Source organism: Dialister sp., assembly GCF_047832375.1.
Taxonomy (GTDB): domain Bacteria; phylum Bacillota; class Negativicutes; order Veillonellales; family Dialisteraceae; genus Dialister.
In genome coordinates this window covers 16,267-41,762 of record NZ_CP181256.1, presented here as the reverse complement: position 1 = coordinate 41,762, position 25,496 = coordinate 16,267, and the positions used below count along the sequence as shown (strand labels likewise).

The window sequence follows — 25,496 nt, the reverse complement described above, 5'->3', positions numbered from 1 at the left end:
ATGAAAACCTCCTTGTAAAAGCATACATGCAATAAAAAAATCCCGTCCCCTAAGGGACGAGATCCTCGTGTTACCACCCAATTTCATCTTTCCGTCACCGGAAAGACCTCACAGGTACGCCGGCCATGCCTTGATACCCTGTCTCTGTAACGGGAGACTCCCGGACTGCTTCACCATTCAGCATATCAAGCTCAGAGGCCATCTTCTCCATGCTTTCCTGTGCTCCTTCTCACCAGTGGGAGCTCTCTTTGCCATTCCTGCACGGGTACTCTTCTCTTCCCTGCTTCTTTGAAATTATAGCTATTTTAAACTGTCCGTGAATAAATGTCAATAGGATACGCCTGCGAAGGTAAGTGTCAAGCTTTCCTCGGTAATTCATTTGACTGTCGATAATTACTATCTCCGTGGCTTCGGTTTTATCAGTATTTCTGTATAGCTCTGGCCAGTCTCCCCATTGGTGAAGAAGAAGCTCCATAAACGCCTATACGCCCCTCCAGGCATCCTGGCCTATAGTTTCTCATTTTACGCTTCTGCGCCTCACTCCGGACATTCTGGGCGATTTTATGCTCTGCCTGCACCGCAGCCTTGTGCATGGCTCTATCCATCTTTTTGTAGCTTTTCCCATTAGCATGGTACAGGAGAGCTGCTGTAAGTGCTTTATTCTTCCGGGCGGTTAATACCCAAACCATACACTCCATTCCCTCGCTGGACCAGCTCCGTCCCTGCCGCTTCATGCGATAACTGTAGAACCGGTGGTTTGTTTCTGCAGTACCCAGGTGAATTTCTGTATTGATGCCGCGTTGCCTCAGGCTGGGGATATAGGGAGCATTTCTCTCCAGATAGCTCTGCAGCTTGTCTACCTCCTCCAAATCCGCCTCTGTTCGGGCGCAGTTCCGGACAGTATCCATCCATACGGGAATCTGTTTCATAATATCGTCGCTCTGGTGAAGTTCTCGGATAATACGGTCTATCAGTTTCCTGTTGCAGAAGCTGAGCCGGGTCCGGATCTTTTCATGCACATGATAGCAGTCGCGGAAGTGCTGGTGATCCAGGCAGCCTTCTACCATTCGCTCAAAGTCCTGAAATTGGTACCCGGAACCTCCATCCCCATTCGACAGCACTGTGGTCTTAGACAGGTCATAGTGCCCAAGCAGATAGCTTCTTACCAATGCAAAAAGTTCTTTCCTGCTGGTAGATGCAAAGCAGCGAAGTCCTACTAGTTCTGTCCTGTTGCCATTTTTCCTGACTCCCTCATATACCTGGAGGCGGTGCACTTCCGAAACGCCGCCGTTCTCCTTGTTCTTGAGTACAATTCCATCTCCTTCAATCGCTATAATTTCCGGCTGTGTCGGCTTTTCAACCTTTTCCTCTTCTGCCAATGCTTTTTCGTAAGCCTTTGCCTTCTTACCGGCATAATTCTTGAGTGAGATAACGGACTGATGGGAGATGGTAATCCCTGCCAGGCTTTGCAGGAGTTCGCTGGCACTGCGGGATGTGGTAATTGCGACAGCCTCGACAATCCGCTCAATCATTCCCAGGCTGTAGTGCTTTCTGGACTCAAAGCCCATTTTGCAGTCCAGGGGATAGAAGCTCTTCCCTTCTTTCTGCAGAAGTCTTCGGGTATAGGTCAGCTCTCCATAGCGGCAGCAAATCGTCCTAGAGTCCCGGCGCGCCACACGCCACCCCTGTACCTTGTAAATCTGATACAGCTCAGTGTCAATACGCGCCAGGGCCATAGCTATAAGCTGACAGTTCATTTCAGTGAGCCAATGAGTTAGCTTCCTTTCAGCCTCGATAGAGTCATCAGATTCCTTAATGAGAGAAATGACTGCACCAATTGCATTTTCACTCCAAATTTCTCCAGTTTTTGTTATAATATCCATGAGGAAAGCCCTTTCTTTGTTTTATTCTTTGCCACGGAAATTATAACATTTCCACTCAAGGGGAGGCTTTCCTCTTTTATTGTTTCTGGAAAAATTTCCCTACCGAGTAAAATTTTACACTAAGGCCTGCGAGGACTTCCGATACGACCACTGACGACTACAGATTTAGCTCGTTTCACTCATTGAGTATCGTCTGCTCCCAGCGACAGCCAATAAAAAAGGCGCCCCGCTGACTGGTATTTATCGGCATTTCACTCACTTATCATTCTTACCGAGATCCTTCGCTTCGCTCAGGATGACGTTGGAGGGCGGGTGTGCAATTAGCTAGTTGCTAGTAGCTTGTAGCTAGGAACAAGGAACAAGGAACAAGCCACTAGCCACTAGCCACCAGCTACCGCACCGTCAGGCGCACTCAGCCATCAGCCCCATTCTGCCGGGAGATTTCTCCACTCTGGTCGAAATGACGATGTGGCGGCCACCCAATCCCGATCCCAATCCCGACCGCGCCGCCCCTTAACAGCCGACAGCCGACAGCCGGAAGCCGGAAGTCTGCACTACGCCCTTGCCCACCCCTGTCCAGAGGTGGGTGGCGAGCGCCTATATACTCTCTTGCGCCCCACTGCTTGTCAGGGGGGAGAGGGCCACGCAGTGGCGAGGGGGGATTGCCGACAGCCGTCAGCCGGAAGCCGGAAGTCTGCACTACGCCCTTGCCCACCCCTGTCCAAGGGTGGGTGGCGAGCGCCTATATACTCTCTTGCGCCCCACTGCTTGTCAGGGGGGAGAGGGCCACGCAGTGGCGAGGGGGGATTGCCGAAGGCACGCCGATAGCCGACAGCCGATAGCGGATAGCTGGCAGAATTCCCAACCACTTCACTACTACTTCTCCACGTTTTGCTTTAATTGAGAAAGTCCGTCAAGATCTAGGAAGAGTACAAAATTACTGTTTCTTTTCAGAGAATTGGTCCCTTGCTCTATGAAACTCCAAGAAGAATCATAGGACCATTTGACTCCTTTAGGAAACGAATTTCTAAGATAATCAATAAATCCCTTATAATTTCCTCTAAATTTATCTTCGATATTTTCAGCCATCGACACTTTGTGATCATCATCCAAATTGGCATCATTATGAAATACATGGTCCATATTACAAGAAAAATAATAGACGCAAAAAGGTATTTTCCTTACTTTTGGAAGAAAAATAATCCTTTTCAAATTGCTAACCTTTCGATGATTTCTTACTTGTATCTTCTCTTGTTCCTCTAAGTTTGCAGTAACGATGGAATCATCCAAATAAAAGGGATATTTTCTATATGCCCTCGCGCCAACGATAACATGATCATCTGGAATAAATGCTCCATCTGTGTCAACCACCAAAATAATCTGAATTAAATCATCAAATTTTAATTTCTTTTTATCCAAATGCTTTTTAATATGACTTCCCAATTGCCCGATGATTGTATCCGGCTTTGTTCGGTAATCAGCAGTAATATCACCATTCATAATATCAAATTCAACGTAAGCCGGATCAAAAAAATGGCGAAAAAGATTTTGCAAAGGAAGAGCCAGAGATGTTTTATCCGCCATACCTTCTACCACAAATAAGCAGACCTTTCTACTCTTTCTCATACTTCCCGACCTTCCTTATGGCATAACTCAGCTCATATTGATTGGTTTCATTATAGAGATATTCATCCTGCCCTCCCAGCAGAATCGTGTGATAATAAAAATCTCTCAGATTATTATTACTCTTCACGTTTTTCAGACGTACATATCTGTTCTTTGGATTTGTAGTAGTAAAAACAATAAAATCCTTATTGAGTACCTCCAATGGCCGTAAATTATGAGACGTAAAAATGAGCTGTCCTTTACCGGATTCTGCAAAAAGCTCCAGGAGCTCACCAAGCAGATATTCGAATACACCGGCATCAAATTCATCAATCACCACAGTCATAGATGAATCATTAAAAGCTCCAATAAAAACATGGAGAATACTCAAAATTTTCTTAATACCTTCGGATTCATATTTAAGAGGGATAGCTTTATTATTTCTAATAGAAACAAGCTCCACCCTCTTCATTTTCTCTCCGTTCGCATTAAGCTCATCACCGATATTTCTCAACTGCAGCTGCAGGCCTGGAATCAAATATTTCAGCACCGAGTTCATATCATTAATAAACCGTTCCGCCACCTGACAGGCTCGAACAGGGATAGTGGCTGGTCCATTGATAGGTATGCCGATGGTTCCAAAAGAATGAATACCTTCATCCTGGATATGAAAATAAAAGGGCATGGCAATGCTCAGATTAATCACTCCGATATCCTTGACCCCAATGACATAAAGATATTCACTTGCGAATTTTTTCAATAAATCCAAGGAAAATAATATCTGCATCTGCTGAACAGATTCTGAATCTCCTATAGACTTCATGAAATTATAAAGCTCTCTCGAAAAGATAAAGGACCTTCCCTGACTCTTGACAATGCCTCTTGTCACATGAAGTTCCATATTGTTTTTGAGTGAGAAATTCGCAAAGACCTTTTTAGGTCTCAAAACCGCTTTATCATCACAGCTGAGGAGCACATGCTTTCTGCTCCTCCTATCACGAATAGACAATGCTTCGGAACGGATTTGTGCGCCAGCCTGGTTTTCATCATTGACACGATGAATAACCACATCATAAAAAAAGTCAACAATCCTCTCTCTAACTTTTCCCGAAAAGCCAATATGAATACGTAAAGATTCCGCCCCATTCCTTATATAGGCAGAAGTCTCCGGCCTCAGCTTCATTCCCATCATACACGTCTTAATAACAGACAAAGCATGAATGAATGCAGTCTTACCCGAGCCATTCTGTCCATAAAGACCTAAAATATCGGCATTTCCGAAATTTCGTTCATCATTTCTTGCGCAGGAAAACTTCACAGTTCCCTCTTCCACGTTCATGAAATCCTGTAGGCTCATCTCGATAATTCGGACATTATTTTTCTTGTCAAAGCCATTCACCATATTCACACGTCCCCTTTCCGAGATCGATTTTCTGACATTAATTCTCTATATTGTAACATTTTGTATCAATTTTGAAAATAAAACTCCAAAAAAAGAATCAGGATTGGGGACTCGGGGCTCGGGGCTAGAGGCTCGGGAATAGAGCGTCAGGAGCCAGCAGCCGACAGCCGGAAGTCTGCACTACGCCCTTGCCCACCCCTGTCCAGGGATGAGTGGCGAGCGCCTATATACTCTCTTGCGCCCCACTGCTTGTCAGGGGGGAGAGGGCCACGCAGTGGCGAGGGGGGGATTGCCGAAGGCACGCCGGCAGCCAGAAGCCGGAAGTCTGCACTACGCCCTTGCCCCCCTGTCCAGAGGTGGGTGGCGAGCGCCTATATACTCTCTTGCGCCCCACTGCTTGTCAGGGGGGAGAGGGCCACGTAGTGGCGAGGGGGGATTGCCGACAGCCGACAGCCGGAAGCCGGAAGTCTGCACTACGCCCTTGCCCACCCCTGTCCAGGGGTGGGTGGCGAGCGCCTATATACTCTCTTGCGCCCCACTGCTTGTCAGGGGGGAGAGGGCCACGCAGTGGCGAGGGGGGATTGCCGAAGGCACGCCGGAAACCGACAGCCGGGAGCCGACAGCCAGAAGCTGGCAGCCGTCAGCCAGCAGCCGTCAGCCAAAAGCCTCCACTGTCCCACTTAAAACTTAAACGTATCCTTCAGCCCCAGCCATTTCTGGTCCTCCTCACTGAGGTTCAACGGCATCTTGCGAAATAATAAAAAGCCAGACGCAATAAAGAAAAATGGTACAGCAACCCGAGTAAAGCACTGACTGATTTCAAAATCTAATAATGGATGCCCATCTTTAGAGGCAAAGGAATGCAGCATAACGATGAGTATCGCCATAAAGAACTTGAGTAAATCCAGACCATTATAATAGTCTGTCTGTCTGTCTGTCTGTCTGTCTGTCTGTCTGTCTGTCTGTCTGTCTGTAAAAGTATGTTCCTGTTTTCTCTCCATGTCAATTCTCTTTTTCAACGAATACCCACTTTTTTTAAAATTGCTTGAATTTTCTCCTTTTCTGGATGGCTCATAGCAAACGCATAAACCATAACCAGGTAAAGCAAAGTATATCCCGATGCCTTTATGATAAAGACTGCCATTCCTCCATGGGGCCAAATGAACTCATTAGTAATGTATCCAATCATCAGGCATACTAATGTGACAATGGATATTTTTCCTATCTGCCTCCAGAATGATGAAATTGCCAAATGGATTTCCTTTGCATAGTACCAGTTCATAATAAATCCATTTCCCACAATCATGGAAATCCCGGTAGCCACCGCACAGCCAATACCGCCATATTTGATTCCCAGTGGGATAGCGAGGAGAAGATTCAAAACCCCTGTGAGAAAATAAATGCGAGCCCGGAAGTCATAACGGTTCATGGCCTGCATAATGGCAAGTCCTATGTTTTGGATCAAATCTACTGTAAATGGAAAAATAATGAGAAGAGTAATGATATAAGAGTCTTCAAACCCTGGTCCTGCCCATAAGGCAATAAACTGCTTTCCGAAAATGATAAAGCCGGTCGCCACCAAGGCCAGAAGATAGTACTGCCATCTGCCTATCTGAATAAAGAGCTCAGAAAGGCTGCTGATGGGCTCCTTCCTAGCCACCATGCCGGTAACATGAGGAAGATACACACCGGAAATGGCTGTGGAAAGAGCCATATAGTTCATATAAATCAGGGATGCAATGGAATATACCGCTACGGCAGCTGTCCCACTGATAATGCCAAGGATAATCTGATTCGTTTTCCAAAAGACCTGATCAATGAGTGTTACTACAAAAACACTAAGAGCCAGTTTTTTAAATTCTGAGAAAAGTTCAGGGTTCCAGTAATGAAAATGAATTTTTACATGAAGATCATGGAAACAGTAATAGACCCTGGCAGCACTAAGCAAAAGGTTCAGTACAGTCTGTACAGCCGCCACTGAGAATGCACTGGGATGATGCTGCAACACCAGCACCACCAGAATAGGCTGCATTACCAGTTGTATAGTCTCCATTCCTTTTAAAAAGAAAAATCGCTCGTGTGCATTAATAACAGAACGAAAAACCATGGTGGATAAGGTAATGACAATATTCAAAAGCAAAAGGAGAAAAATCTGCTTTGCTTCATTCACTTCTGAGACAGTCATGCTTCCGGCAAAGATAACATCAAGAAAGCCATAGCAGACAAAGCCTATGGCCAGTGCCAGCACAGTCACTGCACCATACCCTCGAACCGAAATGGCAAGGATATTTTCCATGCCAATGCTGTCTTTCAATGCCTTATATTTGGCATAAAAACGGATGACCGCAGCTGACAGGCCAAAATCCATCACACTAAAATAGGCAATGAGTGAGCCCATGAGCTGGTAAAGCCCATACTCACTTTTCCCAATGTAGTGTAAAAGAATTGGAACATAAATAAAGCCCAGTACCGCGTGAAGGAGAATATTTGCATAACTTAAAAGGATGCCTATTTTACGTTCATTCATTCATAGACCTTTCCCTACCGAAAGCCACTGCATAAGAGAGCCCCAGAAGCAGCCATACAGCATACATCAGATTCAAACTGCCATTACACCCCGCCATCATAGACGAAATCAAGGCGAGCATCATCATCATAGCCATCAGATCCTTGCGAATCACCCATTTTTTCAATAGTCTCAAGAGTACATAAGCAAAAGGAAACAAAAAAGTACCCAAGCCCCAAATACCTGTACTAGAGAAACGGCTGACAAACTCATTCATAGCGTCTGGCATAGAGTAACCAGCCGCCATCGGACCACGCTCCTCCTGATACCGTATCCAAGAAGAAATTTCCCCATTTGCTGCTTCCTCGGGTGTGAAATTATCAGCCACATAAACACCAGTGAGTCCTTTTCCCACGCCCAACAGCGGATGCTGCAATCCGGTTCGGAAATGTGCCTTCAAAAGTCCATATCTAGCACCATTACTGCGCTTATTATTGGAAGCCAGACTCACCAGATTATCCTCAAGGGTCCGCTGAACCACAGACTGCGTTTGATTGGCGCGGCTTAACGAAGTGGTCTTCACAAAGGAAACATATCCGACAAAACCAATCGTCACACATACAATCAGTACAGCGAACTTCTTCAGTAATTCATATTGTCTTCCCAAAAGAATCAGACACACCAGAAGCAACAGCATACCCGCCAGCATAGCATAGGCTGTTCTTGCCTTAGTCATAAATACGAGAAAAGCCATCACCATCGTTAAAGGCAGTGCCGCCCTCCTATTTGTGTCAGGCTGAATATAGCCATACCAGATTAGTGTCTCCATAAATGATATTCTCATCAAATCTAACCCTTTTACAACCATTTGCCATTTCATAAAAAGTCTGATTTCCATCCAGATACAGGTCAGGCGATGGAGAAAATTTACAGATCACATGCCCTTCTCCATTTTCCTTCACATAATTATTCATCAATAACTTTGGCTGTATTCTTTTCAAAACAGGGACTGCTTTCTGAAAATAATCTACATTCAGCCAGTCATCGCTATCTACAAAGCAGAGATACTCTCCATTTGCCATGTCGATTCCCACATTACGCGCTGAGCTTACGCCGCCATTGGCTTTATGCACCACACGAATACGCCCATCTTCTTCGGTCAGCTCATCGCAGATAGCACCTCTACGATTCGAGCTTCCATCATCCACTAGAATAATTTCGATTTCGCCATAAGTCTGTTCTATGAAGGAGAAAACACACCGTCTCAAATATCTCTCTACATTATACACCGGTACAATAACACTGATCAGCATACCGACACACTTTCATGTGCCGGTACATACTGAGATCGGCTCCTTCGCCATTCCTTATCGCAATCGGATATTTGCCTCCTAAAATTTCATCATAGCCTTTAGACTATAGATCGTTTTTAATGCATGCATCGCTGCCAATGCATATTTCACTTTATCTTTCACTGTTATATCCCCACTTCGCAAAATATATAAGATATGCCGCTGGATTTCTCCTCGACATTCTTCGACTTCCTTCTGCCAGACCTTGTCAGCATTCTCCTTCACTGCCGCAGTCACAAAGAAAAGGGAGTGCTTCAGATAGCCGGCTCTCGGCACATCCACATGCCGCTCTGATAGCCACTCATACCTGGCTTTCGCTATATGAACCGCATTAAAATACCGGCTGAAATCCACCGTGTGAGAAAGGCTTCCCGTTCTCTCCAGATAGACATACAATGGTCTGGCCAGATAATAGATAGACCGTGCCCGATAACATATCTCATGGAGCCTTGCATAGTCCTCCATGAGCAAAACATCCGTAGGAAAAGATATCCCTTGAAATAAGCTCCGCCGGCAGACCTTATCCCAGAGATAACTACGTACCTTCACATCCAGTACCAGGTCATAAAGAAACCTTTGCTTATCTAAAATTCCTGAACTTCCCTGATACTGCATTCTTCGAGAGACGCCATTTCCCCTCCTGTCATGTTCAAAGAATATCAGATCCATCCCCTGCTCCAGCAGAGGGAAAAGAGAGCTATACCAGTCTTCTGTCACAAAATCGTCTGCATCCACCCAAGCCATATACGTTCCCTGCGCACACTGCAGAATCAGATTTCTTGCCCGACTCACACCACCATGCGACGCAAGAATGACGTGCAGACGATCATTCCTCCGGCTCATTTTTTCCAGAATCTCCAGGCTGCCATCTGTGCTTCCGTCATCCACGCAGATGACCTCTACCCTGTCATCAATTTGCGATAAAATCGACGAAAGACATCTCTGCAGAAAAGGTGCTGCATTATATACCGGTATCCCTACAGAAAGTAACATAAAACACTCCCACCTGACTCTTCACAATCAATACACGAGAAAATCTCGCACTCACTCCGCAGTCTTTCCTGTCCATCCTCTATACCTGCGTCTCATGCAGAAATACCAATGAACATTCAGCGCAATCAAACTATAGCTGATCTTCGCTTTCCATCCGACGCAGGCATTTCGCCAAATTCTAAAAATATTCTTTCGGATCAAGCCTGCCAACTCCTGGCAATACGCATCATCCCGTCCTGCCAGCATAAGCAAGATCGCATGATAAGTCATATACAGACGATACTCCCCCGCTGGAATGGATTCCGGATAGCATGCCTTGATGCAGGCCAGATTCTGCTCATAGGCAAAACGAAAATCATCCACCCGTTTCCCATGACGCCTGATATCCGTGATAGACCCCTCACGATGCATGTAGAAATACTTCCGGTCTGAAAGCCTGCCAAATCGTTCAGTCCGCCCGATCCACTTCAGCAGATAATAGCCATCCTCATAATACCGCCCTTTTTCAAAAATCAAATCCTTGAAAAGCCGGGTTCTATAAATCCTGCTCCACACCGGCACCGCTGTACCGCCTCTACGGTTCACCAAGATTTCTGAAATGATTTCATCCGTATCTGTCAGTACCACCGGAGCAAAACGCGGCGTCCCTTCGATCCGGTCCGGCCATACATCCGTCACGCCGCACATCGCTACATCCAGTCTTTCTTTTTGGGCAAAACAAGCCAGCACCTCATACATATCCGGCGCAATCCAGTCATCACTATCCACAAACCCCAGATACTCTCCTCGGCAAAGAGCAAGCCCCGTATTTCTGGCATCGCTCAGTCCGCCATTGGACTGATGAACCACTCGGATTCTCGTATCCTTTTCTGCATAAGCATCGCAAATCATCCCACTTGAATCCGTACTTCCATCATCTACCAAAATGATTTCCAGCTCTTTCCAAGTCTGATGGATAAGACTATCCAGACACTTTTTCAAATATTTCTCTACATTGTATACCGGAACAATCACACTAATCAGCATAGCAGATCACCTGCCATTCCCGCATAGTCAGACTGTCGCGTTATACCGCATGACTTAATCCAGTGGGTTACCCCCCCCCGCTTTTAATGTATCATTAATCAATTCGATCCATTGTGAAATGATTGTTTCTTCTCTGAACTGATCCAGATTTCCCCAGGCTGCATCAGAAAATTGCTGCCGAAGAGCCGGGTGCTCGATCAGATCGCTGATTTTTTCCGCCATCTCATCCACATCGAAAGGCTTCACAAGGTAACCATCGACCCCATCCCGGATGATGTCGGATGGACCGGAATGAATATCGAAGCTCACGCTCGGTAGCTTCTTCGCCTTGGCTTCCAATAAGACCATGGGTAATCCTTCATAGCGGGATGTCAAAACAAACACCCCATACTGATCATATAGATCATAGGCACAGGAACTTGCCCCTTTGAGCTGCAAACGTCCATCCAGACCGTTTTCATGAATGAGACTCTTTATCTTTCTTTCATAAGGCGCATCATCCCCGCCTCCCCATACATCCCATATCCAGTCTGGATGCCTTACCAATACTCGTTTCGCCACCTTTACCATGTACTCGAGCCCTTTCTGATAGTCAATTCGGGCAATGGTCAGCAACTTCTTAGCCTCCGGATGATATACTGCCTTCTCTGCCAAAAGTTTATCATCCAAAGCATTATAGATACGCTCCGACCTGACAGATGCATCTTTGTAAAATGCCAGATCCTTCTCCGTCAAGGTCACCACGCAGTCCGGCACATGATATAGCAGAAATTGAAGTAGATGCCTATGCACTCGCTGTTTCAAAGTCTCTTTATAAAATCGCCAGGACGAAACAGAATTATGCTCACAGTAAATAAGCCTCGTAGAAGAACACAGACCGACAAAAAGTGGAAGAAGTCCATTATTTCTTCCCACCACAATCAATACCTCAATCCCCTGCTCCTTCAAATACTTCCGGATTCGTAAGGTCCCATCCACTGCCATCGCCCTCAATCTGCGCTTCTGTTGATACAGATTAAACAGATGAACCGCTGGATCCAGCTGATATGCATATGTCCCATCATTCCATAGCGTAATCACATGACACTCATACCATTTCGAAAGTGCTTGGCTTAAATTGGCGGTAACACGCTCTGTCCCCCCTAAGGTACAAAGATTTGAAACCATTAATGCAATTTTATGCATCTATGCCTCCCTCTTCCCGCATCGAAAAGAGGGAGAATGCCCCTTATCGGTGCAGCATCATTTTCAACTTATACACATACAACAAAAGGCCCGCCCTGTAGAGTGCGAGCTTAAGCAGAGGTTTTACCCCCCCATTTTCACATCATTTTCTAATAATCCATTGAATGGATAACTATAGGACATCTTGTTGAACTCCTTTACTTTTTCATTCCAAGGCAGTGGGTTCTGCGGGGATAAGAAATACGTCCGTCCGATTTCACCGAGCGCTTCAAACAACCGCTGGTGATAATCCCGCTCCATTCCCGGCTGCTCATAAGATTTAAGAACCGAGAGGTAAGCCCGCAAACGCTCAATGAAATCTGCATGATACCCGCGTGTCGCCGAACGAGGGTCCCCGATGACCTGATACCAGATATGCCTAATGATTACAACACTCGGATTCTTGCTGAGCAAATCCAGATTCCAGATTGCATCTTCACCGTGCGCCAGCTTTTCATCAAATGGATATATCAGAGCCAGCTTTTTTCGAATCATTCGTGCACACGGCCCGCGTCCCACATGCCCCTCACGCGTCCAAAAAGCTGAACATCCTAAAGCAAAAAAATGACGGTAGAGCTCTTTCTTTCCTTCTTCGTCAAGATGTTCCGGACTATTACATACAGACACTCCATCTGCTCTGCCATCATTGACCAGACCATACACGATATCCGCCTGAAGTGTCCTGTCTTCTGCGATTTTCCACACATCCCGCCAAAACTGCTTCGTCACCACATCATCTGCATCAACGAAGAGAATATAATCTCCCTGCGCTTTCTGCACGCCAAAATTCCTTGCGGCCGAGACCCCGGCATGCGCCTTGTGCAAGACCATGAGCCTCTCATACCGCGTCTCTACCTGATCCAGCTCCACTTGGTATGACGCCTTGCTGCCATCATCGATAATCAGCACCTCGAAGTCCTGATACGCTGTATCGTAGACGCTGTCGAGGCAACGAATCATGTCGGATATATGGTTGTTGTAAGTGGGGATGATGATACTTAGCCGCATTTCACTTCTCCTATTCCCATATTCGTTTTCTAACAAAACCGCTTAATAATGTATTAATCTTTGGAACATCTTTTCCAGTCCCGTATTGCTCTTCCATCCACATGCCCGCAGTTTCTCATTTGACAAATTCAAACAGTTTGCTGCCGGATAGATGCCCTCATCTTTTTCCTGTACCACTACCTTGATCTTCCCGCCAGCCACCTTTTCTGCGGCGAGCTGGCACATGTCATAGATCGAGCAGTACGTTCCCTCATTAGCTACATTATACACATCAGAACCCTCGCATGTCAGCACCTTCAGGATCGCTGTCACAGCATCTGCCACATAAACATAGGTTCGCTTACTCTCGCCTTTTGTTTTCAAGACGATATCACTTCCGCTTAGAATATCCCGTGCTATCTCCATCACGATTCGTGTATCATGAGATTTTCTGACAGGGCACGTAGTCCCAATGACCTGAGAAAGGCGCAAAACGTCGACAGAAATTCCCCGTTCATGACAGTAGGCCTGGCAAAGATTCTCTGAGGCACACTTCCCGATCGGATAGCTATCACGCAGATTCATCGGATGTAAGCAGACAACCTCCTCCTCGGAAATCTTGTCTTCCGACTGATGGTCACCATACACTTCCATACTGGAGAGATAGACCATCTTCTTCACTTGTTTTTCCTCAGCCAGATGCAGCATATTCGATGTCCCCTGTATCGCCGTTTCCAGCGTCTCTAAAGGATGTTCTACAAAGTACCGGCTATCGGTCGGGCTGGCACCATGGAGTATAAAATCGATATGTTCACCCACATGGGGCATTGCCTCTATACTTCCTGAGACGAACTTCAATGCCCCCTCACTATCTGAAAGCACAGATTTGAACTGTTCCTGTGCATTCTTCATATCTCTTACAAGTGCAATGACATGAATCCTGCTATGGTGAATCAGATTCCTGTACAAAAGCGCACAAATGAAAGTATATCCGATCAATCCTGTGCCGCCCGTAACGAAGAATGTCTTCCCATCAAACTTCGCCCAGTCAATAAAAGAGGCCCGATTGATTCGTTCCAGATCTTCTTTAAAAATGGTATTTTCTATCCACATGACTTCCTCACAATCCAAGAATCTGCAGATTCTCTTTCGCATCCATGATAGCACGGAAAATATAAAAATCAGAAGGTGTTGTTATCTTTATATTTTCTGAAGGTCCATCAACCGTATACAACTTCATCCCATAATGCTGCATCAGTGAAGCCGAATCTATAAAATCGCAATTTCCTTCTTCTATGGCCCTCAAGTGTGCCTTATAGATATCTCCCAAAACGAAACATTGCGGCGCCTTGGCCATTTCACAGCGGGACCTGTTAAAAATCTGTCCTACGAAATCATTTTCCTCATTTTTCAAGAATATAGTCTCAATGGCCGGAGAAACAGTAATTGCATTCCCATACTGCTTGACAGTCCTTATGCAATTTGTAATTGTTTCTTCGTTAATCAAAGGCCGTACCCCATCATGGATAAGGACAACATTATCGTCTCCATACAGTTTCTCTGCAGTCGCGATACCATGATAAATCGATTCCTGCCCTGTTTTACCACCAGGAACAATCTTTGCTACCTTTGTAATGCCGAACTTCTTCATGAGACCTGCGGCATAATCTATCCATGTTTCCAGACATACAAGGATAATATGATCAATCAATGGATGATTCTGAAAATTTTCCAGTGTGTAAATCAGTACCGGTTTCCCATGCATCTCCAAAAACTGCTTAGGTTTGGATTTTGTATTCATTCTTTTCCCTGTGCCACCGGCAAAAATTACTGCAATGTTCATAATCTCATTCCTTTATATAAACTGTCATGTTATGAGTCCGTCTTTTGTCAATAGGAGGCAGTTGCATGTAATCACCATAGAGTCCATGAAGATAGGAATCCCAGCAAGAGAAAGCCGGCATTTTATAACCTTCAAATTCTACTTCAACTTCTTTTTCAAACTCACTCTTCAACATGCGCTCACCTGCACCATAAAGTCCCCAGGTAATAGCTCCTACATAGTCGGCCGATTCATACGGAATCTGACAAGCAATTTTTTCTAATTTTTTGCTAAAATAATCAGTACCAATTAATTTAGCAATAGGTTTCAAAATATACTTGCCATATTTATGGATTTGGCTTGATCCTCCTCCTAGACGTGCATGGGCTATCATAAGTAACTTACGGTAAAAATCGCACTGCTTATAAATATTTTCTACTTTCTTTACATCAGAAGGAAGACCATCCACTGGAAACACATCAATCCATAGGCTTCCTTTCCTTTCATCATACACAGATTCAATTTGGGTTGTGGGATCTATTACCTTTGTGAATGGTGCATCCCAATTATTTAATCTATCTGATTTAAGCACATAAATCTGATTCATCATAGGCCATAATGAAATAAATTTTTCATAATCCGGCCTTGGCATACAAATATCAATATCATCATCCCATGGAATAAAACCTCTATGCCTTATAGCACCAAGTAAAGTCCCGCCCGATAAATAAAACTTAAGATTGTTGGAATTACATATTTTTTTCACCGCAATTAATATATTCAATTCATTTCTTTGAATGTCACGTTTAGTAAGCCTTTTCATAAGATCCAAATCCTCCAAGTTTAAATTCAAGAAATTATTTCATTTTTATCAGCAATCTTTACCTTACCTATTTCTCCATTATCTAATACAGGCATTAGCTCACTTTTTGGGCACAAGATTTTAAATGAATGGCTCGCAATAATTTCATTTTGTATTTTGGTTCTCGCGAGAATTCCTCGGCTTCTGATTCCTTTTCCAGATGCAAATCTAATCTCTTTATTCTTTGCTTTCATCAGATTCCTGAGTTTACTAATTTGACAATCATCCAATTGTACATCCATAATTTCGACCATCTGCAATTCATAGCAATTATAATACGGATGCAACGCAAAACTCATATGCCTGTCTCTCCATCTATATATAATTTCCTTAAAGTACAGGATGCCAATGTCTACCGAGTATTAGATATAAAAGTTAATCCTACAAGCATCAGCCATTTTTTCTTCCTGGCACTCCCGTGCCCAACATGTTTGTTCAGCAGTTCTTCAACATAATGGATTACCTGCCCCGTATCCTTATCCCTGATATCTTCCTTATAAAAGTTGTTTCCTCAGCCAATCATTATCATCCGCTCAACCTTCTTTTTACCGTCCCGATAGTAGGAATCTCCTTTACGAACTCCTGCAGTATATGCTTTTTCACTTTGGCTTCCGTATTTTTCATTTTTCCTCTCACCGATTCATCATCTCTCTAGCTTCGGAAGTCCAGACATCTATAATCCGACCAGTAAGGCCACAATAAGAACATGGCTGTTCATCACTTTGCAGCTGCCTGCTGCAATGGGCACATTTTATATCAACTTCAATTTTATCACTCATTGCATCTTGTCACATCCTTATCCAGAACTATGGTAAAGTAGCGTCCTATTTCTAATTCACAAAGTATTTTCTATATTTAACTAAATACCCAACCCTGGTCAGGTATGGAAACGTAAGCAGCGGAAATAGTATCTTTGCTATCGTTAAAAAATATAAGTAAATGATATTAGATGAAATTCTTGACTTACTCATTTAGGCCTCAAAATTGTTATTACAATGTATACACAAAAATACATATAAAAACTAAGCTCCAGTCTTTAAAGCTTTAAGGCACTCAGGATCAAAGATAATCTTCCAGACAAGCAAAGCAAAAATGAGCTCTGGCCGTATAAAACTGCTTTCCATAAGGCCCATCATACAAACTGATAATAGAAAATCCAAAACTACAAAGATCCTATTCTTAATGCAAAAATTAATTGCCTTGTTAACCAAATAAAACATAAAACAATAAAAAATTATTCCATAATGGAAAATAAAGGTATAGTAGAAATTATCAACTGTAAGATTATCAAAATTAGTTCCGCCCCAAAGATAATTGATTAAATCCGCACGATTCGTTAGCTCAATAAAATAAGAAATTCTAAAACTTAAAAGCTCATCAAATCCAATAAACGAATTAATAAATAAAATACTTATAGCACTACCTATCCATAGAATTATAATAATAGATTTAGAAAATAGAGCGAAAGCATACGAAAACAACGAGAATTTGAAGAGAGGAATCGCTAGTAAAAATATGCATGCAGATATAAAAACAGTTCTGCTATCCGTTATACTATAGATAACAGACGAATAAATAATTGATAAAATTATTTGCCATAAAGAAATATCTTCTCTACTTAATATAAATAAATATACCAAACTTGTAAAAAATAAAGCGCCGGCATTAGGATTTATGAATCCTAATGTTCCTCTCAACCGAACTCCAGAAATATATGTCTTGAAGTCTAAAAGCCCTGTTGTCAATAAAATGAATACAATAATGATTAAAAGTAAATCTACTTTAAAAATTCTAAGTGATAGTTCTTTAAAATTATTTGTTGTACACCAGGCAAATAAAAAAGCTGCCAAGATATTTAATGCAAAGGTTCCTTGAAATAATAATTCTATTCCAATTATAAGAACAGAAAAAAGCTGAAGTAAGGTTATACTCTTTTTTCTAATGAATCCACCTATCAAAAGAAATATAAAAGCTATAACTCTTAATATATTTTTATAATCTTCTATTCCGACGGCATTATATAAAATAAAATTCAAACCCAATAAAAGAACAGGAAAATCAATTGTTATAAAGGCAAGCATCTTATTATTCATTCTGATGCAATTTTCCACAATAAACCTCCTTAATACAAATGCTAACCTATTCAAAATTGCCATGCTTAGTTATGCACTCTTCCATATAGTTGGACAATGCAACAAAGTCATCTTTGTCATAAAATTTACAAGATTCATATCCATTCAATACCTCTCTGCAAAAGGGCATATTTGACGCAAGAATTGGAGCATTCGATAGTTTAGCTTCAAGTAATGGCAATCCAAAAGTTTCTATATATGATGGAAATACCAAGATAGATTGCCCGTACATTTCAAACACCTGTTTATGTGATAACATGCCAATAAAATATATTGGCAGTGCATGATTTTCAACACTTCTTTTTAACGATACTGCATATTTATTTTCTCGTCCAGTGAGTGTGAATAAAACTTTATAGTTACAAATATGTTTTTTCTTAAGCACCTGACACGCCTTTATGATTAATGAATGATTTTTATATGAGAGCGGAGCCGCAGGAAAGAAAAAAGTAACCTCTGTCTTTTGGCCTCGATATGGAACAATTAAGCTTGTATCAACAGATGGAACTTGAATAGTAAATTTATCTAAACTTACATTACATATCTTTGCTGCTGAATCCCGGATCCATTCTGTCTGCACGATTACTTTATCCGCCCTACGAACTGAATAGATTATTAACTTACCTATTACATTTTGGTAAACCCAGAACAGTAGATTTTCGCTTAACTTAAATCTCTGACTAATAAATGGCAAAGGTTGGTGCAAATACAAAATTTGCCTCACATCTGTTCTTGGAATAGTTGTATTAGTAAGTGAAAATATTTCTTCAATCCCATATTTTCTCACTAAGTTGGGCGCTTCCAAATATTCAAACCAAAGCCGATGGAACCAGCTTTTTTTTATATTCGGATACCTAAGCACAGTGATATTTTTTGTATCCGGTAATTGAGGTGTGCTAACTATAAAAATATAGTGATTATCTTTTTGCTGTTCGAACTTCCTATAACATTCCTTTAAAACACTTAATGCACCACCTGATGTTGCCGCTACACCATAAACCAAAATATTCATAATCCCGCTCTCCACTTTTCCATTTTATAAATAATAGTGACCATCAAGTCATATTCAGTAATACATCAACTATTGAAACTGTTTGTCATGGAAAGTACAGTGCGGGTTTAAAAAATAATGATTTAGGGATAATAACAATCAGGGTAGTAATCCTACCCCCCATTGTTTAAAACTCGTTCTTTATTCATGTCTACCTCATACGCCATCTCTTCAGCTAGTTTTTCAGCTTCTTGTATTCCATAAAATTGACAATTTTTATATCCCTGCAGCACTTCCCTTGAAAGTGATGTATCTGCAGCAAGTATCGGACTTTCTGCCAAACGTGCCTCAGCCAAAGGGAGGGCAAACGATTCAATATACGAAGGAAAGAGAAGAATTGATTTACTATACCAGTCGAATACTTCTTCTCTTGATAAAAAACCGATAAACTTAACAGGAAGCCGGAAATCCTTCGCTACGGCTGCCAGTTCTCTTTCATAGGGCGAACCATTTGCATTCAGTGTCAGAAGTACCTGCCAATCTGTGATTTCTCTCGATTTCAATATTTTGCAAGCTTCGATGATAAGTCGGTGATTCTTATAGCTGAACGGCGCCGCCGGATAGAAGAAAATGGTTTCTCTTCCGGTGGGATGGTATAGTTTCACCATGGAATCATCAATAGGCGGTGTCTGCACCTCTATCTTTCCTTCCGGTATCCCGCATTGATCTATAACCGCATTCTTCATCCAGTGGGTCTGGGTAATGATATGATCTGCTCTCTTTAGTGAATGAAAGATCAACCGGGCAATGATATGCTGATACACCCAGAAAAGCCTGTTTTCATTCCATTTGAATCGATACGTGGAGAAGGGAAGAGAGTTGTGAAGATAGAGAGTCTGAGAAACCTGCACAAAGGGCAGTACCGTATTCGTCGTAGAAAAAACTTCGTCGATTTTGAGCTGTTTCACAAGCTGCGGCGCTTTCACATATTCAAACCAGAGTCTATGTCCCCATCCTTTTTTTATTTCAGGAAACCGGAGTACAGTGATATTGTCCTGTTCCTCCAGATGTGGCGTGCTAACCAGAAAGTAATAGTGGTTTTCTTTATGTTCCCGGAATTGTTTATAGAAATCCATCAGCACGCTGAGTGCGCCGCCGGATTCAGCAGCTACGCTGTATACAAGGATGTTCATTATAAATCTCCATTCTGCTCATTTGTGACGGGGCTTGGGAGCCTTGAAATCGATACTTCAAACTGCCATGTGGCTCATTTCACCTCAATCCTGAGGACTCAAGGTGAGATTTTCTTCTTCCCGCTATTTCCTCCACACCATCTTATTCACGATTTCCATATAGCTCTGGATAATTTTCACTACTTTGGTCGACACGTTCTCTTCCAGGTAGTCAGGAACCGGAGTGCCGTAGTCGCCGTTTTTGTTCATTTCCACAGCGGTGTCCACGGCCTGCAGGAGGGAATGGTCATCGATTCCGGCCAGGATGAAGCAGCCTTTTTCCATGGCTTCCGGGCGTTCTGTGGATGTACGAATGCAGACAGCAGGGAAAGGATGACCTATAGATGTGAAGAAGCTGCTTTCTTCGGGAAGTGTTCCGGAGTCGGATACTACGGCAAAGGCATTCATCTGCAGACAGTTATAATCATGGAACCCCATGGGTTCATGCTGAATGACTCGTGCGTCCAGTTTGAATCCGGTTTCCTCCAGCCGCTTGCGGCTTCTTGGATGGCAGGAGTAGAGTACGGGCATGTCATATTTTTCCGCCATTTTATTGACTGCATTGAAAAGAGAATAGAAGTTTTTATCGGTATCAATATTTTCTTCCCTATGGGCGGATAAAAGAATGTACTTTCCCTTCGTCAGACCAAGGCGCTGATGAACATCGCTGGCTTCAATCTGTGCAAGATTTGCATGAAGAACTTCGGCCATTGGTGATCCGGTAACATAGGTTCTTTCCCGGGGCAGGCCGCAGTCAGCCAGATACCTTCTGGCATGTTCGGAGTAGGCCAAGTTCACGTCACTGATGATATCCACAATGCGGCGATTCGTTTCTTCAGGCAGACATTCATCTTTGCAGCGGTTGCCGGCTTCCATATGGAAAATGGGAATGTGAAGCCTTTTGGCTCCGATAACAGAAAGGCAGCTGTTTGTATCGCCCAGAACAAGGATAGCATCCGGCTTAAGCTGTACCATGAGTTCATAGGACCTAGCAATAATATTTCCCATGGTTTCGCCCAGATATTTGCCTACGGCATTCATGTATACCTCAGGATCCGCCAGGCCCAGGTCATGGAAGAATATGCCGTTCAGGTTGTAGTCGTAATTCTGGCCGGTATGAGCCAGGATAGTGTCAAAGTAGTTGCGGCATTTTTTGATTACAGCAGAGAGACGGATAATCTCAGGACGGGTACCGACGATGATGAGAAGTTTGAGTTTTCCGTTATTTTTGAAAGATATATGTGGAAGAGTTTGTTCCATTGGTGGAACCTCCTTATTATTATGTAATGAGCCTTCATTTTTAGCTTCTGCTTTGAGACTTTTAGCAGCCCGGCGCTAAGCTTCCTTCCCATTTGTGACAGGAGCCCGGGAGCTATGAGAGCGATGCTCCATGCCGCAGTGAGCCATATCGGAGATTGAGGCGGAAGTCTCAATGCTCAAGGCTCTCTTTCTACACTTTCTCTGCAAAGGTGTCCGGATGCGCCGGATTAAAGATTTCATTGCAGGTCATCACGGTCACCAGGTTTTCTGTTTCTGACAGGTTGATGATGTTATGTGTCCATCCGGGAATCATGTAGACTGCCTCTATCTTATCGCCGGAGACTTCGAATTCAATTTTTTCTCCGGTATTGATATTTCTTTCCTGAATGAGTCCATGTCCGGACACTACGATGAAGATTTCCCATTTGCTGTTATGCCAATGCTGTCCTTTAGTAATACCCGGACGACTTATGTTGACAGAGACTTGTCCGCAGTCTTCTGTGTGGAGAAGTTCGGTGAACGAGCCTCGGTCATCTACATTCATTTTAAATGGATATTTAAATTTTGCCGGTGGCAGATAGGTAAGGTACAGAGAAAATAGTTTTTTTGCAAAGGATCCGTCCGGCATACGAGGCATCATAAGGGTGGCCGGCTGGTTTTTGAAGATTTCCAGAAGGTCCACGATTTCACCCAGAGTCACTTTATGGGTCACCGGGACGCAGCAATAGCGGCCATCTTCCTTAAGTACCGTGTCAACACCATCAAATTCACAATGTTCTTCTCTGCCTTCCAGGAGGTCATACATGCCTTCAATAAGGTCATCAATGTAGAGGAGTTCCAGTTCGGTGCTGCGGTCATTCACTGTAAAAGGCCGGTCGTTGGCCACGGCCCAGCAGAAGGTGCTAACGGCGCTGTTGTAGTTGGGGCGGCTGTGACCCATGAGATTCGGGAAACGGTATACCGCCACTTTGGCCCCGGTTTCTTTTCCATAGGCAAAGAAGAGTTCTTCTCCTGCTTTTTTGCTCCGTCCGTATTCACTATTTCCAAAGCGTCCGGCAAGGGTAGCCTGGATAGAGGAAGACAACATCACGGGGCAGGTATTATGAAATTTTTTTAATGTATCCAGCAGGACAGAAGCAAAACCAAAATTCCCTTTCATGAAATCATCCGGGTTCTCCGGGCGATTGACTCCGGCCAGGTTAAATACGAAATCTGCATGGCGGCAGTATGATTCCAGTTCATCCCGGGTGGAGTCTCTATCATATTCATAGATTTCATCAATTGTAAGGTCCGGTCTTGTTCTGTTCTTACCGTCTCTGATGTTTTTCAAATTATTGACTAAAGCAGTGCCCACCATACCTTTGGCACCGGTTACCAGTATACGCAATGAGGTTTCCTCCTTAGAATAAAGTGGAACCATTGGGAATATCCGCATCATCCGGAACGTTGACGCTGTTGCTGACGGTGACGGTGCTCCCGATGCGGGCACGTTTCCCTACTTTCGCATAGGTACGAATAACAGAATTGGTGTAAATTAAGGCAAAATCATCAACTGCGCACCCATGGTGGATTTCTACTCCCGGGTTCAGGAGTACACCATTTCCTACAGCTGAGCCATTCTGAATAACCGCATTGTTAAGGAAAACACAGCCCCAACCCACCTTGGCAAAGGGACTGATATAAACGCTGGAGCAGACTATATTTGGAAAATCGTACCCCAGAGCCTGGGCTTTTTCATAGACAGACTGGCGGAGTTTGTTATTTCCAATCACCACCAGAAGATGGGAAAATTCCTTCCGCAGCGCTGCTATGTCGGAAATATGCCCAACTACTGGAGCTCCGCAGACCATATCCCCCGGGTTATAGCCATCATCTACAAAGGAGCAGTCGTATCGCAGTGAAGCATGTTCCAGTACGACTCTGCCAAATCCGCCTGCACCTACCAGTAAAAGTTTTTCTTTAGACATTGGGAATTCCTTTCAGTTCATTTTGCACGTACTCCGTGGTCAGGAGCTTTTTTACTGTCCCTTCCACATCCAGTCGATTTGTATTATGACTGGTATAGGCTTCATCTGCCATAGTGTGAACTTCACCTTTGACAACAAATTTATCATAGTTCAAGTCACGGTTATCAGCAGCTACTCTGAAGTATTTCCCCATATCAGTACTGCGTAAACGTTCTTCTCTTGTCATCAGTGTTTCAAATAACTTCTCACCATGACGTGTACCAATAATTCTGGTTCCCGTATCACCAAATAATTTCTGTACTGCTTTTGCCAGATCTCCAATAGTGGAAGCATCAGCCTTCTGAATAAAAAGGTCTCCAGGGTTGGCATGCTGAAAAGCAAACATAACCAGATCCACAGCTTCATCCAGGTTCATCAGAAAGCGAGTCATTTCCGGATTTGTGATGGTAATAGGATTGCCATCTTTTATTTGTTCTATAAAAAGAGGAATTACACTGCCGCGGCTGCACATAACATTGCCATATCGGGTGCAGCAGATTGTAGTGCCCCCTCTTTCAGCGGCCACACGGGCGTTGGCGTAGATGACATGTTCCATCATTGCTTTTGATATACCCATGGCATTAATCGGGTATGCCGCCTTGTCTGTGGAAAGGCACACCACTCTCTTAACTCCTGCATCAATAGCAGCATGAAGCACATTATCCGTACCAATAATATTTGTCTTCACTGCCTGCATAGGAAAGAATTCACACGATGGTACCTGCTTTAATGCAGCTGCATGAAATAGAAAGTCAACTCCAGGCATGGCATCACGAATAGATTGTGGATCCCGTACATCGCCAATGTAGAATTTCACTTTTCCTGCTGTGTCTGGATGAGTGGCCTGCAGGATATGACGCATATCATCCTGCTTCTTCTCATCTCTTGAGAATATACGAATTTCCTTCAGATCAGAGTCCAAAAAATGTTTAAGAACTGTCGACCCGAAGGAGCCAGTTCCTCCGGTTATCATAAGTGTTGCGTTTTCAAATGCAGACATGAATTCCATTCCTTTCTTGCAAGTATCACATTTTTTCGATCATATCACAATATTTAGTAACGTTTTTATCCCTGTCAAACAAGGCATGTAGTAAACTAAAATCACCCATTTTCCTTTTCTTTTCAGCTACTTGAATGATTGCATTTTTTAAAGCATCCGGATTTTCAGGTGAAGTATTAATAAAGCCAAACTTTTTTACAATATCAGCAAATCCCGATTCTTCATCTACACAGGTAATAATTGGTTTATGAGCAATGAGGCAATCTGCAGTCTTGCTGGGAAGTGCAGCATAGATCAATCCTCCCTGTAAAGGAATCACATTAATGTCCGCCGCCTGATATAAATCTGCCACATCTTCCGGTGGTTGCATACCAACAAACTTCATATTACCAAGTTCATGTTCCCGAGCATATTTTTTTAAATTTTCTTCATTAACACCACTGCCAACAATATAAAATGATATATCTTTATACTCTTTCATCCTGGCCGCTGTCTGTAAAATAAGTTCCACATTTTGCATCTTACCAAGATTTCCGGCATACACAACTCTGGTTTCTTCATCTTTCTTAGGGAACCGTTTCAAAAAAACATTTTCCGACAAGGGATTTGCTCTCAGCTCTTCGTGTCCCCAGTTATATATTACCTTTATTTTATCTTTATCTATTCCAAAACGATTGACAATTGTTTTTTTCATATCATCAGAAATGGTACTCAGAGCATTTGCATTTTTATAAGCATATTTCTGTAAAGCATGAGCCACTTTATATATCAAACTATTACTGTTTAATATCCCCGCAAATAAGGCATTTTCCGGAAAAATATCTTGTTCATTATAAAGGATCGGACGCTTCAAAATATGCTTTGCATACCAGACTGTAATAAAAGCAGTATTATTAGACTGAAGAAATATCTTATCTGGCAAATCCTTTTTCATCAGCTTGCATGCTTTATGATAATAAAACAAATCAGCAAGATATCTTGCCTTCAAATCTGCCTTTGCCTTTTTCTCGAAACGAATATTTTTAACCTTCAATTTCGTTCCCAAATATTTCCGAAACGATTCCGGGTATCGGGGAATGTCGAGGTATTGTTTTTGAATTAAGGTTACATCAAATCCGCGTTCCAGCATTCCAAGAATAATGTCTCGCATTATGTGATAGTCAGAATACTGTGTATCAAAACTTCCAATAGATACTACTGCAACTTTCATGTG

General features: G+C 43.1%; 23 protein-coding genes. All 23 read right to left on the bottom strand.

Annotation, left to right across the window (positions count from 1 at the left end; all coding sequences use genetic code 11):
- Positions 1-419: 419 nt before the first annotated feature.
- Positions 420-1,883 (bottom strand): ISLre2 family transposase, encoded by a 1,464-nt coding sequence (locus ACFWUL_RS00170; protein WP_416177439.1) that lies wholly within the window; start codon positions 1,881-1,883, stop codon positions 420-422.
- A gap of 876 nt (positions 1,884-2,759) precedes the next feature.
- A complete protein-coding gene (locus ACFWUL_RS00165) occupies positions 2,760-3,509 on the bottom strand; it encodes a hypothetical protein (RefSeq protein ID WP_416177438.1) in 750 nt (249 codons plus the stop codon).
- Positions 3,496-4,890 carry an AAA family ATPase gene (locus ACFWUL_RS00160; protein WP_416178131.1) on the bottom strand — a complete coding sequence of 465 codons (1,395 nt, stop codon included), beginning with the start codon at positions 4,888-4,890 and terminating at the stop codon, positions 3,496-3,498. The genes ACFWUL_RS00165 and ACFWUL_RS00160 overlap by 14 nt, the downstream gene beginning before the upstream one ends.
- Before the next feature lie 680 nt (positions 4,891-5,570).
- Positions 5,571-5,891 carry an acyltransferase family protein gene (locus ACFWUL_RS00155; protein WP_416177437.1) on the bottom strand — a complete coding sequence of 107 codons (321 nt, stop codon included), beginning with the start codon at positions 5,889-5,891 and terminating at the stop codon, positions 5,571-5,573.
- 14 nt (positions 5,892-5,905) lie between these two features.
- Entirely contained in the window at positions 5,906-7,417 is a 1,512-nt protein-coding gene (locus ACFWUL_RS00150; protein WP_416177436.1) for an oligosaccharide flippase family protein, read from the bottom strand.
- The gene (locus ACFWUL_RS00145; protein WP_416177435.1) at positions 7,410-8,264 is read right to left on the bottom strand and encodes an O-antigen ligase family protein; all 855 of its coding nucleotides are present in this window, start codon (positions 8,262-8,264) and stop codon (positions 7,410-7,412) included. The genes ACFWUL_RS00150 and ACFWUL_RS00145 overlap by 8 nt, the downstream gene beginning before the upstream one ends.
- Positions 8,188-8,709: a glycosyltransferase family 2 protein gene (locus tag ACFWUL_RS00140; RefSeq protein ID WP_416177434.1), complete on the bottom strand. Its 522-nt coding sequence runs from the start codon at positions 8,707-8,709 to the stop codon at positions 8,188-8,190. The genes ACFWUL_RS00145 and ACFWUL_RS00140 overlap by 77 nt, the downstream gene beginning before the upstream one ends.
- Before the next feature lie 78 nt (positions 8,710-8,787).
- A complete protein-coding gene (locus ACFWUL_RS00135; RefSeq protein ID WP_416177433.1) occupies positions 8,788-9,741 on the bottom strand; it encodes a glycosyltransferase family 2 protein in 954 nt (317 codons plus the stop codon).
- Between the two features lie 51 nt (positions 9,742-9,792).
- Positions 9,793-10,767 (bottom strand): glycosyltransferase, encoded by a 975-nt coding sequence (locus ACFWUL_RS00130; RefSeq protein ID WP_416177432.1) that lies wholly within the window; start codon positions 10,765-10,767, stop codon positions 9,793-9,795.
- A gap of 54 nt (positions 10,768-10,821) precedes the next feature.
- The gene (locus tag ACFWUL_RS00125; RefSeq protein WP_416177431.1) at positions 10,822-11,952 is read right to left on the bottom strand and encodes a glycosyltransferase family 4 protein; all 1,131 of its coding nucleotides are present in this window, start codon (positions 11,950-11,952) and stop codon (positions 10,822-10,824) included.
- Between the two features lie 123 nt (positions 11,953-12,075).
- Complete coding sequence (locus ACFWUL_RS00120) at positions 12,076-12,999, bottom strand: glycosyltransferase family 2 protein (RefSeq protein ID WP_416177430.1); 924 nt, start codon at positions 12,997-12,999, stop codon at positions 12,076-12,078.
- Positions 13,000-13,041: 42 nt separating this feature from the next.
- Positions 13,042-14,109: an NAD-dependent epimerase/dehydratase family protein gene (locus ACFWUL_RS00115; RefSeq protein ID WP_416177429.1), complete on the bottom strand. Its 1,068-nt coding sequence runs from the start codon at positions 14,107-14,109 to the stop codon at positions 13,042-13,044.
- Positions 14,099-14,821, bottom strand: coding sequence for an IspD/TarI family cytidylyltransferase (locus tag ACFWUL_RS00110; protein WP_416177428.1), 723 nt, complete (start codon positions 14,819-14,821; stop codon positions 14,099-14,101). The genes ACFWUL_RS00115 and ACFWUL_RS00110 overlap by 11 nt, the downstream gene beginning before the upstream one ends.
- A gap of 4 nt (positions 14,822-14,825) precedes the next feature.
- The gene (locus tag ACFWUL_RS00105; protein WP_416177427.1) at positions 14,826-15,623 is read right to left on the bottom strand and encodes a LicD family protein; all 798 of its coding nucleotides are present in this window, start codon (positions 15,621-15,623) and stop codon (positions 14,826-14,828) included.
- A 26-nt stretch (positions 15,624-15,649) separates the two neighbouring features.
- Complete coding sequence (locus tag ACFWUL_RS00100) at positions 15,650-15,985, bottom strand: hypothetical protein (protein WP_416178130.1); 336 nt, start codon at positions 15,983-15,985, stop codon at positions 15,650-15,652.
- A 699-nt stretch (positions 15,986-16,684) separates the two neighbouring features.
- Complete coding sequence (locus tag ACFWUL_RS00095) at positions 16,685-17,773, bottom strand: hypothetical protein (RefSeq protein ID WP_416177425.1); 1,089 nt, start codon at positions 17,771-17,773, stop codon at positions 16,685-16,687.
- Positions 17,774-17,801: 28 nt separating this feature from the next.
- Positions 17,802-18,806, bottom strand: coding sequence for a glycosyltransferase (locus ACFWUL_RS00090; protein WP_416177424.1), 1,005 nt, complete (start codon positions 18,804-18,806; stop codon positions 17,802-17,804).
- A 152-nt stretch (positions 18,807-18,958) separates the two neighbouring features.
- Positions 18,959-19,978 (bottom strand): glycosyltransferase, encoded by a 1,020-nt coding sequence (locus ACFWUL_RS00085; protein ID WP_416177423.1) that lies wholly within the window; start codon positions 19,976-19,978, stop codon positions 18,959-18,961.
- Positions 19,979-20,101: 123 nt separating this feature from the next.
- Positions 20,102-21,277 carry a non-hydrolyzing UDP-N-acetylglucosamine 2-epimerase gene (gene wecB / locus ACFWUL_RS00080; protein WP_416177422.1) on the bottom strand — a complete coding sequence of 392 codons (1,176 nt, stop codon included), beginning with the start codon at positions 21,275-21,277 and terminating at the stop codon, positions 20,102-20,104.
- 190 nt (positions 21,278-21,467) lie between these two features.
- Positions 21,468-22,664, bottom strand: coding sequence for an NAD-dependent epimerase/dehydratase family protein (locus ACFWUL_RS00075; RefSeq protein WP_416177421.1), 1,197 nt, complete (start codon positions 22,662-22,664; stop codon positions 21,468-21,470).
- A gap of 13 nt (positions 22,665-22,677) precedes the next feature.
- Positions 22,678-23,244 carry a hypothetical protein gene (locus tag ACFWUL_RS00070; RefSeq protein WP_416177420.1) on the bottom strand — a complete coding sequence of 189 codons (567 nt, stop codon included), beginning with the start codon at positions 23,242-23,244 and terminating at the stop codon, positions 22,678-22,680.
- On the bottom strand, positions 23,237-24,283 hold the full coding sequence (locus ACFWUL_RS00065) for a polysaccharide biosynthesis protein (protein WP_416177419.1): 1,047 nt from the start codon (positions 24,281-24,283) through the stop codon (positions 23,237-23,239). Before ACFWUL_RS00065 ends, ACFWUL_RS00070 begins: the two co-directional genes overlap by 8 nt.
- Before the next feature lie 25 nt (positions 24,284-24,308).
- Positions 24,309-25,493, bottom strand: coding sequence for a glycosyltransferase family 4 protein (locus tag ACFWUL_RS00060; protein WP_416177418.1), 1,185 nt, complete (start codon positions 25,491-25,493; stop codon positions 24,309-24,311).
- Between the last annotated feature and the right edge of the window lie 3 nt (positions 25,494-25,496).

Bases quoted from the DNA above. Each gene is read 5' to 3' on its own strand.
- ACFWUL_RS00170 (WP_416177439.1), bottom strand. From the start codon at position 1,883: ATGGATATTATAACAAAAACTGGAGAAATTTGGAGTGAAAATGCAATT.
- ACFWUL_RS00165 (WP_416177438.1), bottom strand. From the start codon at position 3,509: ATGAGAAAGAGTAGAAAGGTCTGCTTATTTGTGGTAGAAGGTATGGCG.
- ACFWUL_RS00160 (WP_416178131.1), bottom strand. From the start codon at position 4,890: ATGGTGAATGGCTTTGACAAGAAAAATAATGTCCGAATTATCGAGATG.
- ACFWUL_RS00155 (WP_416177437.1), bottom strand. From the start codon at position 5,891: ATGGAGAGAAAACAGGAACATACTTTTACAGACAGACAGACAGACAGA.
- ACFWUL_RS00150 (WP_416177436.1), bottom strand. From the start codon at position 7,417: ATGAATGAACGTAAAATAGGCATCCTTTTAAGTTATGCAAATATTCTC.
- ACFWUL_RS00145 (WP_416177435.1), bottom strand. From the start codon at position 8,264: ATGGTTGTAAAAGGGTTAGATTTGATGAGAATATCATTTATGGAGACA.
- ACFWUL_RS00140 (WP_416177434.1), bottom strand. From the start codon at position 8,709: ATGCTGATCAGTGTTATTGTACCGGTGTATAATGTAGAGAGATATTTG.
- ACFWUL_RS00135 (WP_416177433.1), bottom strand. From the start codon at position 9,741: ATGTTACTTTCTGTAGGGATACCGGTATATAATGCAGCACCTTTTCTG.
- ACFWUL_RS00130 (WP_416177432.1), bottom strand. From the start codon at position 10,767: ATGCTGATTAGTGTGATTGTTCCGGTATACAATGTAGAGAAATATTTG.
- ACFWUL_RS00125 (WP_416177431.1), bottom strand. From the start codon at position 11,952: ATGCATAAAATTGCATTAATGGTTTCAAATCTTTGTACCTTAGGGGGG.
- ACFWUL_RS00120 (WP_416177430.1), bottom strand. From the start codon at position 12,999: ATGCGGCTAAGTATCATCATCCCCACTTACAACAACCATATATCCGAC.
- ACFWUL_RS00110 (WP_416177428.1), bottom strand. From the start codon at position 14,821: ATGAACATTGCAGTAATTTTTGCCGGTGGCACAGGGAAAAGAATGAAT.
- ACFWUL_RS00105 (WP_416177427.1), bottom strand. From the start codon at position 15,623: ATGAAAAGGCTTACTAAACGTGACATTCAAAGAAATGAATTGAATATA.
- ACFWUL_RS00090 (WP_416177424.1), bottom strand. From the start codon at position 18,806: ATGAATATTTTGGTTTATGGTGTAGCGGCAACATCAGGTGGTGCATTA.
- ACFWUL_RS00085 (WP_416177423.1), bottom strand. From the start codon at position 19,978: ATGAACATCCTTGTATACAGCGTAGCTGCTGAATCCGGCGGCGCACTC.
- wecB (WP_416177422.1), bottom strand. From the start codon at position 21,277: ATGGAACAAACTCTTCCACATATATCTTTCAAAAATAACGGAAAACTC.
- ACFWUL_RS00070 (WP_416177420.1), bottom strand. From the start codon at position 23,244: ATGTCTAAAGAAAAACTTTTACTGGTAGGTGCAGGCGGATTTGGCAGA.
- ACFWUL_RS00065 (WP_416177419.1), bottom strand. From the start codon at position 24,283: ATGTCTGCATTTGAAAACGCAACACTTATGATAACCGGAGGAACTGGC.
- ACFWUL_RS00060 (WP_416177418.1), bottom strand. From the start codon at position 25,493: ATGAAAGTTGCAGTAGTATCTATTGGAAGTTTTGATACACAGTATTCT.